The organism is Ruegeria sp. YTSA135, assembly GCF_059610165.1.
The window spans coordinates 205,392-220,325 of record NZ_JBXWNC010000003.1 but is presented as its reverse complement, the minus strand read 5'-3'; the positions used below and the strand labels follow the sequence as shown (position 1 = coordinate 220,325).

At 56.8% G+C, this 14,934-nt stretch carries 15 protein-coding genes; 5 read left to right on the top strand and 10 right to left on the bottom strand.

Annotation, left to right across the window (positions count from 1 at the left end; all coding sequences use genetic code 11):
* Positions 1-18 precede the first annotated feature (18 nt).
* A complete protein-coding gene (accD, locus tag AC2FIT_RS05795) occupies positions 19-948 on the top strand; it encodes an acetyl-CoA carboxylase, carboxyltransferase subunit beta (RefSeq protein WP_496827525.1) in 930 nt (309 codons plus the stop codon).
* Positions 948-2,222 (top strand): bifunctional folylpolyglutamate synthase/dihydrofolate synthase, encoded by a 1,275-nt coding sequence (locus AC2FIT_RS05790; RefSeq protein WP_496827523.1) that lies wholly within the window; start codon positions 948-950, stop codon positions 2,220-2,222. The genes accD and AC2FIT_RS05790 overlap by 1 nt, the downstream gene beginning before the upstream one ends.
* Before the next feature lie 31 nt (positions 2,223-2,253).
* Here AC2FIT_RS05790 and zapE read toward each other — a convergent pair whose 3' ends face one another.
* On the bottom strand, positions 2,254-3,312 hold the full coding sequence (gene zapE, locus AC2FIT_RS05785; protein WP_496827521.1) for a cell division protein ZapE: 1,059 nt from the start codon (positions 3,310-3,312) through the stop codon (positions 2,254-2,256).
* Between the two features lie 149 nt (positions 3,313-3,461).
* On the opposite strand from zapE, the gene AC2FIT_RS05780 reads away from it, so the two are divergent.
* The gene (locus AC2FIT_RS05780) at positions 3,462-4,700 is read left to right on the top strand and encodes an MFS transporter (protein WP_068333035.1); all 1,239 of its coding nucleotides are present in this window, start codon (positions 3,462-3,464) and stop codon (positions 4,698-4,700) included.
* Position 4,701: 1 nt separating this feature from the next.
* Here AC2FIT_RS05780 and AC2FIT_RS05775 read toward each other — a convergent pair whose 3' ends face one another.
* From AC2FIT_RS05775 to AC2FIT_RS05755, 5 genes are all read right to left on the bottom strand, one after another.
* Positions 4,702-5,322 carry an HAD family hydrolase gene (locus tag AC2FIT_RS05775; RefSeq protein WP_496827519.1) on the bottom strand — a complete coding sequence of 207 codons (621 nt, stop codon included), beginning with the start codon at positions 5,320-5,322 and terminating at the stop codon, positions 4,702-4,704.
* Between the two features lie 143 nt (positions 5,323-5,465).
* Positions 5,466-5,921 (bottom strand): YaiI/YqxD family protein, encoded by a 456-nt coding sequence (locus AC2FIT_RS05770; protein ID WP_496827517.1) that lies wholly within the window; start codon positions 5,919-5,921, stop codon positions 5,466-5,468.
* Positions 5,918-7,375, bottom strand: a complete 1,458-nt coding sequence (gene sthA, locus AC2FIT_RS05765) for a Si-specific NAD(P)(+) transhydrogenase (RefSeq protein WP_496827515.1) — start codon at positions 7,373-7,375, stop codon at positions 5,918-5,920. The genes AC2FIT_RS05770 and sthA overlap by 4 nt, the downstream gene beginning before the upstream one ends.
* A 3-nt stretch (positions 7,376-7,378) precedes the next feature.
* A complete protein-coding gene (fghA, locus tag AC2FIT_RS05760; RefSeq protein WP_496827513.1) occupies positions 7,379-8,212 on the bottom strand; it encodes an S-formylglutathione hydrolase in 834 nt (277 codons plus the stop codon).
* A 101-nt stretch (positions 8,213-8,313) separates the two neighbouring features.
* Entirely contained in the window at positions 8,314-9,243 is a 930-nt protein-coding gene (locus AC2FIT_RS05755; protein WP_496827512.1) for an AEC family transporter, read from the bottom strand.
* A 170-nt stretch (positions 9,244-9,413) separates the two neighbouring features.
* Between AC2FIT_RS05755 and AC2FIT_RS05750 the strand changes: the two genes are divergently transcribed.
* Positions 9,414-10,031, top strand: coding sequence for a TetR/AcrR family transcriptional regulator (locus AC2FIT_RS05750; RefSeq protein ID WP_224889978.1), 618 nt, complete (start codon positions 9,414-9,416; stop codon positions 10,029-10,031).
* A gap of 176 nt (positions 10,032-10,207) precedes the next feature.
* Positions 10,208-11,911: a sugar phosphorylase gene (locus AC2FIT_RS05745; protein ID WP_496827509.1), complete on the top strand. Its 1,704-nt coding sequence runs from the start codon at positions 10,208-10,210 to the stop codon at positions 11,909-11,911.
* Here the strand turns inward: AC2FIT_RS05745 and AC2FIT_RS05740 are convergent.
* From AC2FIT_RS05740 to AC2FIT_RS05725, 4 genes are all read right to left on the bottom strand, one after another.
* Positions 11,895-13,124, bottom strand: a complete 1,230-nt coding sequence (locus AC2FIT_RS05740; protein ID WP_496827508.1) for a glycosyltransferase family protein — start codon at positions 13,122-13,124, stop codon at positions 11,895-11,897. The genes AC2FIT_RS05745 and AC2FIT_RS05740 overlap by 17 nt on opposite strands.
* 18 nt (positions 13,125-13,142) lie before the next feature.
* Positions 13,143-13,916, bottom strand: a complete 774-nt coding sequence (locus AC2FIT_RS05735; RefSeq protein ID WP_496827506.1) for an HAD-IIB family hydrolase — start codon at positions 13,914-13,916, stop codon at positions 13,143-13,145.
* Between the two features lie 118 nt (positions 13,917-14,034).
* Positions 14,035-14,640, bottom strand: coding sequence for a DNA-3-methyladenine glycosylase I (locus AC2FIT_RS05730; RefSeq protein WP_496827504.1), 606 nt, complete (start codon positions 14,638-14,640; stop codon positions 14,035-14,037).
* A complete protein-coding gene (locus tag AC2FIT_RS05725; protein ID WP_496827502.1) occupies positions 14,637-14,933 on the bottom strand; it encodes a YciI family protein in 297 nt (98 codons plus the stop codon). The genes AC2FIT_RS05730 and AC2FIT_RS05725 overlap by 4 nt, the downstream gene beginning before the upstream one ends.
* Position 14,934 lies beyond the last annotated feature (1 nt).

Here is a 14,934-nt window from a genome sequence, read left to right as displayed (position 1 = left end):
GCATAACAAGGTTCCGACATGAACTGGATCACAAACTACGTCCGCCCCCGGATCAACTCGATCTTCTCGCGCCGGGAGGTGCCCGAAAACCTATGGCACAAGTGCGACGAGTGCGGCACGATGCTGTTCCACCGCGAGTTGGCGGAAAATCAGAACGTCTGCACGCAGTGCGGTCACCATATGGCGATCACGCCGCGTGACCGGTTCAGGCACCTGTTTGACGGCGGTATTTTCACCGAGGTTGACGTTCCTGTGCCAACTGCCGATCCGCTGCAGTTCCGGGATCAAAAGAAATACCCGGATCGCATGCGAGCCGCCCAGAAAAAGACCGGCGAGAAAGAAGCGATGCTTGTGGCCACTGGTGAAATCGGGCGCACCCCGATTGTAGCTGCTGCGCAGGATTTTTCGTTCATGGGCGGATCTATGGGCATGTACGTCGGCAACGCGATTATCGCCGCCGCGCAAGAGGCGGTAAAGCTCAAACGCCCGTTGATCCTGTTCTCAGCCGCAGGTGGTGCGCGGATGCAAGAAGGTATCCTCAGCCTGATGCAGATGCCCCGCACGACTGTGGCCGTTGAGATGCTGAAAGAGGCGAACCTACCCTATATCGTCGTTCTGACCCACCCGACCACCGGCGGCGTGACTGCGTCTTATGCGATGCTGGGCGACGTACATATCTCGGAACCCAATGCGCTGATTTGCTTCGCCGGACCCCGTGTGATCGAGCAGACCATTCGCGAAAAACTGCCCGAAGGCTTCCAGCGCGCCGAATACCTTCTGGATCATGGCATGTTGGACCGCGTCACCAAACGGACCGAGATGCGCGATGAGTTGATCACCATCACGCGCATGCTGCTCAAACAGCCGCCTGCGGTCAAAGGCGACTTGCCTGCCCCGGCGCCCGAAGACACCAAGGTCGAGGCGTCGACCGAAGACGCAGCCGAATAATGACTGGCCAGACATCTGACCTCATCCTCGACAGGATGATGGCGCTGCACCCCAAGATCATTGATCTGACCTTGGATCGTGTCTGGCGTTTGCTTACGGCCCTTCACAATCCGCAGGACAGTCTGCCGCCCGTGATCCACATTGCCGGGACCAACGGCAAGGGTTCGACCCTGGCAATGATCCGCGCCGGGCTTGAGGGGGCAGGGCTGTCGGCCCATGCCTATACTTCGCCCCATCTTACGCGGTTCCATGAACGCATCCGCTTGGCGGGAAAGCTGATCTCGGAGCCCGCCCTGACCGCCGTTCTGGATGAGTGTTACGCTGCCAATGATGGTGAGAATATCACCTATTTTGAGATTACAACCTGTGCGGCTTTGCTGGCCTTTGCCCGAGAGCGGGCGGATTACACGTTACTTGAGGTCGGTCTTGGCGGGCGCCTGGACGCAACCAACGTCGTTCCTCAACCTGCTGTGACGGTAATTACCCCGGTCTCGATCGATCACGAGCAATTTCTTGGCAACTCTCTGGGAAAAATCGCAGCGGAAAAGGCGGGTATAATCAAGCCCGGCGTTACCTGTATCGTTGGCCCTCAAGAAGATGAAGCACTTGAGGTTATCGAATATACAGCTGCGCGTCTGGGGGCACCGTTGTTGATCCACGGGCAGCATTGGCATGTGCATGAAGAAAACGGGCGCTTGATCTATCAGGATGAGACTGGTCTGCGCGATCTGCCAATGCCGAGCCTTCTGGGCGCACACCAGATTCAAAACGCAGGCGCCGCGCTTGCTGTTCTGCGCTACCTGAACCTCGGCGATGATGCCTACGAAGCCGCCGTTTCCAAGGCCGAATGGCCCGCGCGGATGCAACGCCTGAAAACCGGCCTGCTTGTCGAAGCCGCACCGCAGGCCGAGTTGTGGCTGGACGGTGGCCACAATGCCGCCGCCGGTATTGCTTTGGCCGACGTGCTGGCAAAATTACCCGAACGTCCAACGCATATGATCTGCGGAATGCTCAACACCAAAGATGTGACCGGATATCTGGCCCCGCTGGCCAAACAAGCCGAAAGCTTGACTGCGGTTTCCATACCGGGTGAGGCAGCTACGCTGAGTGCGGAAGAGACCGCAGCTGCCGCTGCCAAGGTTAACCTGCCGGCAAGAACCGCGGATAGCGTTACGGATGCGCTCAAGTCGATTGTTGCACAAAACCCGCAAGCCCGCGTTCTGATCTGCGGTTCGCTGTACCTTGCGGGCAATATCCTGCGCGAAAACGGCTGAACCTATCGGTGGTTGATAGGAGCGGCGTGTTTTACCTGCCCCAATCCTGATCCTGCATTTCGCGCAAACGCGAGGCGGTGCGCTCAAACTCGAACGTGCCTTCGCCTTCAACATAAAGCATTTCCGGCTGGGCAGCGGCAGAACAAATGAGGCGCACCTTTGCCTCGTACAGGGCATCTATCAGCGTCACGAACCGCCTTGCCTCGTTGAAATTGTTGCGTGACAGGAGCGGGATATCCTCAAGCACCAGAACTTTTAGCACCTCTGCAATTGCTAGGTAATCTGCTGGCCCAAGCATCCTGCCGCACAGATCATAGAACGATGCGCGGGCGACACCGTTTCGAAATGCGGGCAGCTCAACCGTCCGGCCCTTGACCTGCAGCATCAAAGGCTCCGCGACACCACCTGACAGATCGTTCCATACGCTGCGAATGGCCTGTCGCGCCTCAGGCCCGATCGGAGTAAAGTAAACAGGCGCGCCCTTTAACCGGTTTTGCCTGTAGTCAGTTGGCGAGACCAGCTCCCAAACCTGAAGCTGTTCCTTGATATGGGCGATGAACGGTAAGAAAAGCTGGCGGTTCAGTCCGTCCTTGTACAGATCATCCGGGTGCCGGTTCGAGGTGGTCACAACCACAACGCCGCCCTCATGCAGCATATCGAACAAACGTCCGACGATCATTGCATCAGTGATATCGGTGATCTGCATTTCGTCAAAGGCCAGCAACTTGACTGATTTAACAATCGTTTGTGCGACCGGGGCTAAAGCATCCTCGACCCCGTCTTGACGTGCCTTGTGCATGCCTGCGTGAATTTCCTGCATGAAGGCATGGAAATGCACCCGCCGCACTGGAATGTCATCCATCGCGTCAACGAACATGTCCATCAGCATGGATTTCCCGCGCCCCACACCCCCCCAAAGGTATAACCCCTTTGGCGGTGGCGGCGCCTTGCGAAAGAACCCTCGCTTGACCGGGGCCGACAGCTCTGCCCGGATACGCTCGAACTGGGGCAAGACGGCCTCTTGCGCATCATCCCGCGTTAGGGATCCTTCGGCAATGCGAGCGTCGTAAAGCGAAATCAAATCCGTCATGGGGCCGAGCCATACCGCCCACGTTGCCCCTTGAAAAGCGGGCATTCTCACTGACACATCAAATTTCCTTATCCTTGACCTCAAATCTGTTGAATTGACCGGCAGTTCAATTTCGCTAACGTCCGTCGAAGCATAACTCCGGGGCCCCAATGCCGCATACAGCACGCCTGCTGAACCCGATCCTGATCGTTGGATGTATCATCATCACGGTTAGCTTTGCCGTGCGCGCTTCGTTCGGGGTGTTCCAGATTCCGATTGCCAGCGAATTTGGCTGGCTCCGCACCGATTTCTCGCTGGCAATTGCAATTCAGAACCTGGCCTGGGGGATCGGTCAACCAATCTTCGCTGCGATTGCCGAGAAAATCGGTGACAGGAAAGCGATTATTCTGGGAGCGTTGACTTATGCTGCCGGCATGGTGTTGTCGGCCTGGTCGATCACACCGTTTGGGCATCAGATGTATGCGTGGCTGGTAGGGTTCGGTATCGCGGGCACCGGTTTTGGCGTTGTGCTGGCCGTGGTCGGACGCGCCTCGTCCGACAAGAACCGCTCAATGTCCTTGGCGATTGTCACGGCGGCGGGAAGCTTTGGGCAGGTAATCGGTGCACCGACAGCCGAGTGGTTGCTAACTTTCCTGCCCTGGCAACAGGTTTTTATTGTCTTTGCTGTTGCGGTTCTGGCTCTGGTCCTGACGCTACCCTTCATGCGCGCGCCACAACCGGTCAGCAAAGCCGAGTTGGAAGAGAGCATGGGCCAGATCATAGGACGTGCCTTCCGCGACCCGTCTTATGCCATGATATTCCTTGGGTTCTTCAGCTGCGGATACCAATTGGCCTTCATAACCGCCCATTTTCCTGCCTTCGTGACCGAAATGTGCGGCCCCATCCAGCCCGGGGGCGTCCTGCATTCGCTGGGCATTACCACCACCTCTGCATTGGGTGCCGTGGCAATATCCTTGGTCGGATTAGCAAATATCGGCGGCACCCTCTTGGCGGGCTGGGCTGGAAACCACTTCCCGAAGAAATACTTGTTGGCGGGGATCTACACGTGCCGAACCTTTGCGGCAGCGATCTTCATCATCCTGCCAATCACACCGATGTCGGTTATCGTATTTTCGATCGTGATGGGGTCGCTCTGGCTGGCGACGGTGCCGCTGACCTCAGGCCTCGTCGCGCATCTTTATGGCCTGCGATACATGGGAACGCTTTATGGGTTTATCTTTCTCAGCCATCAGATCGGAGGATTCCTCGGTGTCTGGCTTGGCGGGCGGATGTACGATATCTACGGCGACTACACGATGGTGTGGTGGATCGGTGTGGCCGTGGGTGCCTTTAGCGCAATTGTTCACCTTCCTATTCGGGAAAATCGGACCGCTGCAATTCCCGCCTGACCTATCTGGCCTCTTCCGAAGTCAACAACCTCTCGGCCACCAGCCGGTCCGCCCAGCCTTGCGGCCCCGTGAAGAGATGCGTTTGCCACCCCCGCTTGCGCGCGGTCTCGATGTTGTCGATCCGATCATCCGCAAACAGCAACGCCTCGGGTGGCAAGCCGCAATCGGCCTCGACCATCTCGTAAATCGGTGGATGCGGCTTCACCGTTTTCATTCGGCCCGAGACGTAGTGCCGGTCAAACTCGTTCAGGAACGGGTAGATCGTGGTGGCGTAGTCAAAATTCTGTACGCCGAAATTGGTTAGTGCAAAAACGGGAATTTTCTTAGCACGCAAAGCGCGTTGGAGACGGACGGAGTGTGGGATGTCCGGCGCGGCCAATTCGATCCACTTATCATGCCACATCCTGATCTCGTCGCGCCAATCGGGGTATTTCTCGGCCCAGTTGTAGATTGTGTCGGTGAAGTGATGGCCCTGATCGACCAAATCGTTCATCCCGTGCAGATCAACCTCTGCGAACATAGCGCGGCGACGCTCCACGCCGATTACCTTGTCATAGTAGCGTTCAGGCTGCCATTCGATCAGAACATTTCCGACATCGAAAATTACGGCTTCAATTGGCATGTAGCGCCCCTGTCGATTTACCTTTGCTCGCGCCGACTGAACCAATCCGGGACTGGATTTACAAGACGGAACAGCAGCGCGCAGCGCTGCCTCGCCCAACGGGAGGCGATGCATCTTTGATGCGTCACCGACGGGCGGGAGTACTACCCGCGCCGCGCCGCACGCAACTCGCGTTCCAAGGCGTCCAGAAAGCGCGAACGATCCGCCTTGCCAAAAGGTTTACCGCCACCGCCGATTCCCAAGGGGTTGGCTGCGCGCAGGTCTGCCATCAGATCACGCATCGCCAGTTGTTGGCCGATATTGGCGGCTGTAAACGCCTCACCATTCGGGCGCAGGACTCGTGCACCGGCTTCCACGCATTTCGCAGCCAATGGAATGTCCGAAGTGATCACAACGTCACCATCCCCACACCGTTCCGCGATCCATTTGTCCGCCTCGTCGGCACCTTCGGATACGACCACGACCTGCACCAGAGGGTTCGGCGATGGCCGCAACCCGCCGTTCGACACCAGCGCCATCGGCACCTTGTGTCGTGTGGCCACCCGTTCGGCTTCGGCCTTGACAGGGCAGGCATCGCCGTCGACGTACAGCGTGGTCACGCCTTCTTTGCCTCTTTCTTTTCAGGTTCAGCGGGTTTCTTGCGTACCTTGAACTCCTCGGGGATTGGCATTCGGTTGAACGCGTCCAAACCGGCGATCTTGTAGGCTTCGGCCAGGGTTGGATAGTTGAACGTATTCTGGACGAAATAGTCCACGGTGCCTTTGAGGTTCAGCACGGCCTGCGCAATATGGATAAGCTCTGTCGCGCCTTCACCAACAATTTGCACGCCCAGAACCCGGCGGGTTTTCAACGAGAACAGCATTTTCAGCATCCCGTGCTCCAATCCCATAATGTGACCGCGCGATGTCTCGCGAAAGCGGGCTACGCCAACCTCGTACGGGATACCGCGCTCTTGCAGCTCTTCCTCTGACATGCCGCAGGTCGAAATCTCGGGCACCGAGTAAATGCCATAGGGATACCACGGGCTTTCTGGCAGCGTCGGCGTTTCCAGAGCGTGACAGGCAGCCACTCGCCCCTGTTGCAGCGACGTTGAGGCCAGCGAGGGATGCCCGATTACATCCCCCGTCGCATAGATATGCGGCACAGAGGTCTGATAGGTCTTGCGATCCACTTTGATCCGGTTGCGGTGGTCCGTCTCAAGCCCGACCGCATCCAGATTAAGCGCCGAGGTTGCACCCATGCGTCCGGCTGCAAACAACAGCATTTCCGCCCGAACATGCCGCCCGTTGTCTAGGGTCACTTCGACATGATCGCCCGCATCGTCGATTTTTTCTACCGCCGATCCCAACCGCAGATCGACGCCGTTTTCGCGAATTTGATGGGTAAAGTCGTGGATCAGCCGTTTGTCGATGAAATCCAGAAACGTTTCGCGCGGTTCGATCAGCGTCACCCTCACGTCTAGGGCCGAGAACATGGTGGCGTATTCCACCCCGATAACACCGGCCCCAATCACGACCAGTGATCGCGGGATCTCTGCCATTTCTAGAAAATCGTCGCCGTCGACCACGGTCTTGCCGTTGAAAGGCACGTAATCCGGTCGATAGGTTTTGGTGCCCGTTGCGATCAGAAACTTGGCCGCCGTCAAGCGGGTTTTGTCCCCGGCATCAGTGGCCACCTCAACCTCATGCGAGCCGACAAATTTTGCAAGACCATTGAGGGTTTCCACGTGATTTCGGTTGAACTGATGCTCCAGCACGTCGACCTCGTGGTCCAAAGTCATATGCAGACGCGCCTTGAGGTCTTCGGCCCGGATCTGATCCTTGACGCGATATGAGCGCCCATAAAAGCTGCGCTCGCGCCAGCCGGACAGGTTAAGAACGGTTTCCCGCAGGGTCTTCGAAGGAATAGTACCCGTGTGAACGGACACGCCGCCGAACCTGTCCTTGCGGTCAATGACCAGAACGCGCCGTTTTAGCTTGCCCGCCTGTATCGCTGCGGAACGTCCCGACGGGCCCGACCCGATGATGATCAGGTCAAAGTCGTATTTGCTCATCCGTTAATCCCCATACAGCGCTTCGGCGTGAAAGGTGATGTGGTCTTCCATGAAGGTCGACACAAAGAAATAGGAATGATCATACCCCGGCTGCAAACGGTACGTGGCCTGTTGGCGGCGTTCAGCGATTGCAGAGGCGAGCGCCTCGGGGCGCAGAAGGTCGATGAATTGATCATTCGCGCCAGTGTCGATCAGGATCGGGCCATCAAAACCCTTTTCTTTCATAAGTAGCGCGGCGTCATGCTTGGCCCATGCGGCCTCGTCATCACCCAGATAGGCGCTCAACTGCTTGCGACCCCAATCCGCGCGTGTCGGGTTCGATATCGGCGCAAAGGCCGAAACGGATCGGAAACGCCCGGGCAGGTTCATCGCCAGCGTCAAGGCGCCATGGCCACCCATCGAATGCCCGGTGATCGCCTGTCGATCCCCGTCGATGGGGAAGTTTTCAGTCAGAAAGCCGGGCAGTTCCTCGGCCACGTAATCCCACATTTTGAAATGCGGTGCCCACGGCGTCTGCGTCGCGTTGACATAAAACCCTGCACCCTGACCCAGATCGTAGTCTTCGTGATCCGCGACACCTCCACCCCGCGGAGAGGTATCGGGAAACACAACGGCGATGCCTTGTTCTGCCGCCCAGGCCTGCGCACCTGCTTTTGTCATGGCGTTTTCATGGGTGCAGGTCAGACCGGACAGATACCACAGCACAGGCACAGGGCCGTCCTTGGCCTCGGCGGGCAGAAACAGACCAAAGGTCATATCGCATTGGCAGGCTGAGGAGGCATGGCGGTAAACGCCCTGAACACCCCCGAAACAGGCATTTTCAGAAAGGGTTTCCATCTGGCAAAATCCTTCACTTGGGTTGCGACATGGCTAACGACCCGCGGTCGTGGCGTAAAGACCGCCGGCGGCGGACGCACGCATTTTTTGAAAGTCAGTTTTCAGAGTGTTGTGAGCCAGGCTATTACAACAGGCACGCTCAAGATGCTGGCCGCGGTCGACAATAGAATTGCCGCTGATGCGCGGTGCGGGGCCACGCGGTAATGTGCCGCCAGCATATAGACATTGCCCGCAACCGGTAACGCAGCTGCAGCAACAGCGACCGAGGCTGGAAAAGTTGCAACCGGGATCAGCCAAATCAAGGCAATGGCCACAAAGGCCGGATGAATGACCAGCTTGCAAAAACTCAGCCAGGCCGCGATCTGGACCCGCTCGGCGGATTTGGACGCCAGCGATGCTCCGATCGCGAACAATGCACCGGGCGTTGCTGCCCCGCCCAGAAGGGTCAGAAAATCGTTCAGCGGGTCAGGGACCGGCATCTGAAAGGCCGACCACAGCATGCCCGCAGAAATTGACACGATCATAGGATTCTTCACCAACCCCAAACCGATAAGACGCAGAGTCGCCAAGCCGAGGCGCCCGTCGCGCCCGGCATTGATCAAGATCACGATGAGTGAGGAAAAAACCACCAGATCAACTGCCAATACCAGCATAACGGGTCCGATGGCTGCTTCGGATAACAGCAGGGCCAACATCGGCAAGCCTAAAAAGCCAACGTTGCCAATCGCCGCGCATTGCGCCTCGACTGCGGCGGTGGGGATATCAAGCCCCCGTATCCAAGCCACAAATGTGGCCAACAGATAGACTGCCATGGTGCCCAGCAGATAGCCCAAAACCAGCCGCCCGTTGAAGATTTCGGTAAAAGGCAACGTTGCGGCAAAGCGGAACAGCATCGCTGAAAGCGCAAAATAGAAAACAAACTTGGTCAGATAAGCCGTCGCGTTTTCGGTAAAGAAGCGGCTGCGCCCGGCCCAGTACCCCAGGCCGATGATCGCAAAGAACGGAAGGGTGCGCAGAAAAATCTCGACCATGGGCAGAGTGTTAGCATTGTTTTGCCGCGCAGCAAATCACCTGAAATCAAAGCGCCCTAGCGTAAAAACAATGAGTGACTATTAGCCATTTCCAAACAAAACTGCGCGAATCGTTGTATCTGAACTGATCGGTTTATAGTTTGTTGGGATCAGCTACCCAAGGAGAGCCCATGACTCAGACAGCCGCCATCCTTCGGACGGGCCGCAAATTCGATCAGGTGCTGCGCGGCGCCCGAGAGGTTTTCATGGCGGATGGGTTCGAAGGCGCAAGCGTCGATGACATCGCGCGGGCGGCTGGCGTTTCGAAGGCAACGTTGTACAGCTATTTCCCGGACAAGCGATTGCTGTTCACCGAAGTGGCCCAGACCGAGTGCAAAAGACTGGCTGAAAACGTCATTTCGATGATCGACGATTCCAAACCTGCGCGCGAGGTCCTGACAATCGCGGCAACTCAGCTGGCCGCGTTCTTGGTGTCCGATTTCTCGCAGCAGGTGTTCCGAGTTTGCGTCGCTGAACGGGATCGGTTCCCGGAACTTGGTATGGCCTTTTTTGAGGCCGGGCCGCAGAACGGTCAGCGCCACATGGTAGAGTATCTTGAGAAGGCCGTCGCAAAGGGTGAACTCGCCATCGAAGATGTGCAGATCGCGGCGGAACAGTTTTCAGAGTTGTGCAAGGTCCGCATCTGGACCAAGGCAGCATTGGGCATTCAGACAAGTTTCAGCAAATCGGAAATCGACGAGATCGCGCTACAGGCCGTGGATATGTTCATGGCGCGATACGGTGTCTGACCAAGAGGGCACGACCAAGATTTGAGCAGCCGCGCAAGCGTTCGCTGAAACAAGCGCCAATGGCGAAATTGATGTTTGACAGGTGGCGAATTCTGGAAAACCATCAAGCGGATAAAGCAGAGGCTCTATGACCCTTGACCCGTGCGACTGCCAATTTTTCCAAACGTTTAAACGACTTGCTTGTTCAGATCTATCCTGAACACGATCAGACTGAACTGGCGCGGCAGATCACAGATGCTTTCTGGCCCGCGGGCACGCATCGGCGGAAACAAGGCCGCAAGCCCGGCAATAAGCTTTGGTCGGAAAAAGACAGCGTCCTGATCACCTATGGAAACTCGATCGAAGATCAGGCCCATAAACCGCTGGACCTTTTGCACGACTTCCTGATCCGCCACCTCAGAGGTGTCGTCAACGGTGTGCATATCCTGCCATTCTTTCCTTTTACCTCGGATGACGGGTTTGCGGTGTCTGACTTCTATAGCGTCAGTGCTCAGCTGGGCGATTGGCCCGACATCACGCGGATTGCGAACGACTTTCATCTGATGTCCGATCTAGTGCTGAACCATGTGTCCAGCCAAGGAGCGTGGTTTACCAATTACCTGCAGGGAAAACCCCCACACGACCGTTTCTTTGTCGAAGCCTCGCCCGAGGATGATCTGTCTCAGGTCGTGCGCCCCCGCACCACGCCCCTGTTGCGGCAGGTCGAAACCAATCAGGGCGAGAAATACGTTTGGTGTACCTTCAGTCACGATCAGGTCGATCTGGATTTTTCAAATCCCGAGGTATTGCTGGAGATGTTGCGAATCATCCGCCTCCACATAGACAAAGGGGTGCGGATTCTGCGGCTGGATGCGGTGGCTTTTGTCTGGAAAGAGATCGGTACCAGCTGCATTCATTTACCACAGACCCACGCCATCGTTCAGTTGCTGCGGCTGCTCTGCGACTTTACAACGGAAACACTGGTCCTGTTGACCGAAACCAATGTTCCCCGAACTGAGAACCTCAGCTATTTCGGCAATCGGAATGAGGCGCATGCAGTTTACAACTTCCCTCTGCCGCCGCTGATCCTGCATGCGATGCAGTCGGGGACAGCACAATATCTGCGTGAATGGCAGGCCGCGATGCCTCCTGCGCAGTTGGGATGCGCCTATTTGAACTTTACGGCCAGCCATGACGGCATCGGCATGCGCCCCGCCGAAGGGGTTCTGCCGCCTGATGAAAAAACACGTATGATCGACACTGTCCGACGTATTGGCGGGTTGGTTTCAATGCGGGCACTGCCGGACGGGCGCGAGGAACCCTATGAGCTGAACTGCGGGTATTTCGAGGCGATGCGAGAAACGTTTGACGGAGAGGATCAGTACCATCTGGCGCGTTTCATCTGCTCTCAGACGATTGTCATGTCGCTGGAGGGGATACCGGCGTTCTACATCCATTCCCTGCTGGCAACGCCCAACGATCATGAGGGGGTCGCTCGGCGCGGCATGAATCGGGCAATCAACCGACATCGCTGGCACTACCCAGAGCTGCTGGCGCGATTGGCTGATCCGGGATCAAATCAGGCCTTGGTGTTGTCGGAACTGTCGCGACGCCTCCGACTACGCGCGCAGCAACCCGCCTTTCATCCCAACGCGACGCAATTCACCTTGCGGTTGGACAATCGTGTCTTTGGCATCTGGCGGCAGAGCCTGGATCGCAGCCAGTCGATTTTTGCTTTACACAATGTCTCGTCAGAGCCAGTGAATGTCAGCCCGACCGAGTTTAACATGATTGCCGAAGAAACCTGGACCGATGCCTTAACTGAGGAAATCCTTGCAACTAACGGCCCGGATATCGTGCTGGCCCCGTATCAATGCCGCTGGATCACGAATGCGGGGTGAATTCTGCAAGATCGTCGGACACCGCCGCCTTGAGACGCAGCAGGAATTCAGGGTCCGCTGAATGGACACGGTTCCAGGTCGGGATGAACGGCGTCTCATGCGGGTTGTCCAGAAAAACCTGACCGGCGCGGATGATGTTTTCGGCAAACAGCTCGATTGATTTTTCTTCCTTGTGGCGATCCAGTTCTAACCCGTTCATCCTTGCATCGGTGTAGTAGCTTTCAAGCAAATCCAGCGCTGAGCGGTAGTAGGTTGCCTTCAGAGTGCGGAACGTGTTCGGGGTAAAGACTGTCCCATCTGCGGCAAGCTTGCGGAAGATTGCCTTGCAGATGTCGGTGGACATGCGGCTCAGACCCTGATTGGCGTCTTCGGGCGAAAGGTCCTGATGCTTATGATCGTAGTTGTCGGCGATTTCGACCTGGCAGACGGATTTTGGTGCCAGATTGCGCCAGGCCTCGGACAGTACGCCAATCTCCAACCCCCAGTCTGACGGGATGCGCAGATCGGGCAGGGTAGGGGTGCGGATCGCGAACTCGCCCGACAACGGATAACGAAAGCTGCGCAGGTAGTCGAGGTAATCCCGATCTCCGACCACCTTCTTCAATGCAATCAACAGCGGGCTGACTAAAAGGCGCGTGACACGGCCGTTCAGCTTGCCATCACCAATGCGCGGGTAGAAACCCTTGGCCATTTGGAACGGAAAGGTAGGGTTCACGACCGGATAGACCAAACGGTCCAGCATCTGTCGGTCGTAAGTCACGATATCGCAATCGTGAATCGCCATAACCGAACTGTCTGCGCAGGCCAAGAGATATCCAATGCAGGACCAGACATTCTTGCCTTTGCCGGGTTCCTGCGGGGCGAGGCCCAAATCGTTCAGGTGCGATTGCAGTGCGGTCAAGCGCGGGCTGTCATTCCAGATCACGGTGTGGTTTTGCGGCAGCTTTGCAAAAAACGCGCGTGCATGACGGTATTGCGTCTCGTCGGCCTGATCCAGCCCGACGACAATACGGTGAAGATAGCTCACCTGCGCCAATTCGTCCAAGATACCCGCCAGCGCCGGGCCTTCCAGTTCGGAGTAAAGGCACGGCAGGATCAGGGTGATTTTGCGGGTCTCGGCATAAACCGAAATTTCATGGGCCAGATGTCCGGCAGGCCGGCTGCGCAGGTTGTGCAGGGTGGTTATGTTACCGTTCTGATGAAAATCCGCCATGCCGAATGCCTTTTGTGATCAGAGGTCCGCAGTCAGGGTCAGGATCGCCTCTGACCAGCCCTGCGGCCCGGTATGTGTTGTTCTCAGTATCTGTGTTTCTACGTCTGGTGGAAAAGGGGGAATTGACGGTCCATCTGGATTGGCGACAACAACGCCCTGATCGGCAGCCTGGATCATTTCCGCGTCGTTTGGTGCATCACCCAACGCAATGGTGCGGATGGGTTTAAGGTGCCGGATCACTTCGGCCATCGCGTCAGCTTTGGTTCTACCAAAAGACAGGGTCAGAAAGCGACCACCTTGCCGAGCCGTAACTCCGTTACGTGCCGCTTCTTTCAAAAATGCCTGCAAGCCGGCTTGAGACCCCGTCCAGAGACCGGGTTCACTGAACCTGCGTCGGCGTGCAAGGGCCGCTTGCGCCGGGCTGAGGCCCGTTTCCCGCGCGACGTCGAAATCTGTCATGTCTCCTAACCCAAGAAACCCCTTGGGCAGCATTTCAACAACGGCGCGCAGGCGAGTATAATCGTCGTCTTTTGAATCGGGTTTGCCGGGCCAGAGGATGCCTGCACCGTTTTCGACGATAGCGGGCATATCAGTCAGACCCATCTCTTGCTGAAGGACACGAATTTCTTCCGCTGTCTTGCTGCTGGCCAGAACAAGGCCGGCCCCCAGATCTCTCAATCGCTCAAGACCGGGTTTGGCCGCGTCCCAGCCATAGTCGCAATGATCCAATAGCGTCCCATCCAAATCAGAAAACACCAATAGGGGCAGGGCATGTGCGGCTGAGTCGTTCATTTGCCTGAAAGTAAAGGATCGCGGATGCACATTGTAAATGCGGGCTGACGAATTTCCGGTCAACTCCGGCATGAACGCCTAATTATTGGGCGCATTTGTTGCCAGGCGACATCGGGTGCTATGGCTGTTTGAATACGCGCCGCGCCGCCTCAACCTTGGCGCGCACAAAGCATTCCTCAGCGTGATCATTGATCAACCCCATGGCTTGCATGAATGCATAGACCGTTGTTGGCCCCAGGAATTTCCACCCCCTGCGCTTTAACTCTCGTGCAATTGCCTCGGATTCCGGGCTGGTTGACCGGGATTGCGGCGGTGCGAGATTTTCAGGTCGCGGTTCGTAGCGCCAGAAAAAGCTGGCCAGTGATCCTTCGGCCTCAACCATTTCAACAGCACGCCCGGCGTTGTTGATCACCGCAGCGATCTTGCCCTTGTGTCTCACGATGGATTCATCAGTTAGCAAACGATCTACGTCCGCTTGCCCATATGTTGCTATCTTCCGAAAATCGAACCTGTCAAAGGCGGCGCGAAAGCCCTCGCGCTTGTTCAGGATTGTCCGCCAGCTCAACCCTGATTGGAAGCTTTCTAGGCACAGCTTTTCAAAGAGACGGGTATCGTCTGCAACGGGAAAACCCCATTCCCTATCATGATAGTCCAAGAATTCGGGTGCGGCGCCAGCCCATTTACATCTTGTGCGCCCATCAGGTCCAACAAAAAGCGCGCTCATGCAGCGGCGCCTTTCAGAAACGCCAACCGCGCGTCAGTTCGGCCGGGTGCGACCTCTTGAATGTGGGGCGTCGCAATGCCTTCCGCAACAAACGGGTCAGCCGCCACCCGTTCTTCAAGTTGGTCCCGACTACTCGCAACGGCAAGTATTGCACCGCCACCCTGAGGTTTCAGGCTGCCGACAATAAGGAAAGTCCCGTCATCGAACCCTTTTGCAATCCACTCGTTATGTGCAGCCATGTACTCTGCCGCTTTGCTTTTCTTTTCTGTCAGGTTGAGGGTGATGATATACATG

What these genes read in the sequence shown, in the direction of transcription:
- accD (WP_496827525.1), top strand. Translation starts at nt 19, where the DNA reads ATGAACTGGATCACAAACTACGTCCGCCCCCGGATCAACTCGATCTTC.
- AC2FIT_RS05790 (WP_496827523.1), top strand. Translation starts at nt 948, where the DNA reads ATGACTGGCCAGACATCTGACCTCATCCTCGACAGGATGATGGCGCTG.
- zapE (WP_496827521.1), bottom strand. Translation starts at nt 3,312, where the DNA reads ATGACGGATTTGATTTCGCTTTACGACGCTCGCATTGCCGAAGGATCC.
- AC2FIT_RS05780 (WP_068333035.1), top strand. Translation starts at nt 3,462, where the DNA reads ATGCCGCATACAGCACGCCTGCTGAACCCGATCCTGATCGTTGGATGT.
- AC2FIT_RS05775 (WP_496827519.1), bottom strand. Translation starts at nt 5,322, where the DNA reads ATGCCAATTGAAGCCGTAATTTTCGATGTCGGAAATGTTCTGATCGAA.
- sthA (WP_496827515.1), bottom strand. Translation starts at nt 7,375, where the DNA reads ATGAGCAAATACGACTTTGACCTGATCATCATCGGGTCGGGCCCGTCG.
- fghA (WP_496827513.1), bottom strand. Translation starts at nt 8,212, where the DNA reads ATGGAAACCCTTTCTGAAAATGCCTGTTTCGGGGGTGTTCAGGGCGTT.
- AC2FIT_RS05755 (WP_496827512.1), bottom strand. Translation starts at nt 9,243, where the DNA reads ATGGTCGAGATTTTTCTGCGCACCCTTCCGTTCTTTGCGATCATCGGC.
- AC2FIT_RS05750 (WP_224889978.1), top strand. Translation starts at nt 9,414, where the DNA reads ATGACTCAGACAGCCGCCATCCTTCGGACGGGCCGCAAATTCGATCAG.
- AC2FIT_RS05740 (WP_496827508.1), bottom strand. Translation starts at nt 13,124, where the DNA reads ATGGCGGATTTTCATCAGAACGGTAACATAACCACCCTGCACAACCTG.
- AC2FIT_RS05735 (WP_496827506.1), bottom strand. Translation starts at nt 13,916, where the DNA reads ATGAACGACTCAGCCGCACATGCCCTGCCCCTATTGGTGTTTTCTGAT.
- AC2FIT_RS05730 (WP_496827504.1), bottom strand. Translation starts at nt 14,640, where the DNA reads ATGAGCGCGCTTTTTGTTGGACCTGATGGGCGCACAAGATGTAAATGG.
- AC2FIT_RS05725 (WP_496827502.1), bottom strand. Translation starts at nt 14,933, where the DNA reads ATGTATATCATCACCCTCAACCTGACAGAAAAGAAAAGCAAAGCGGCA.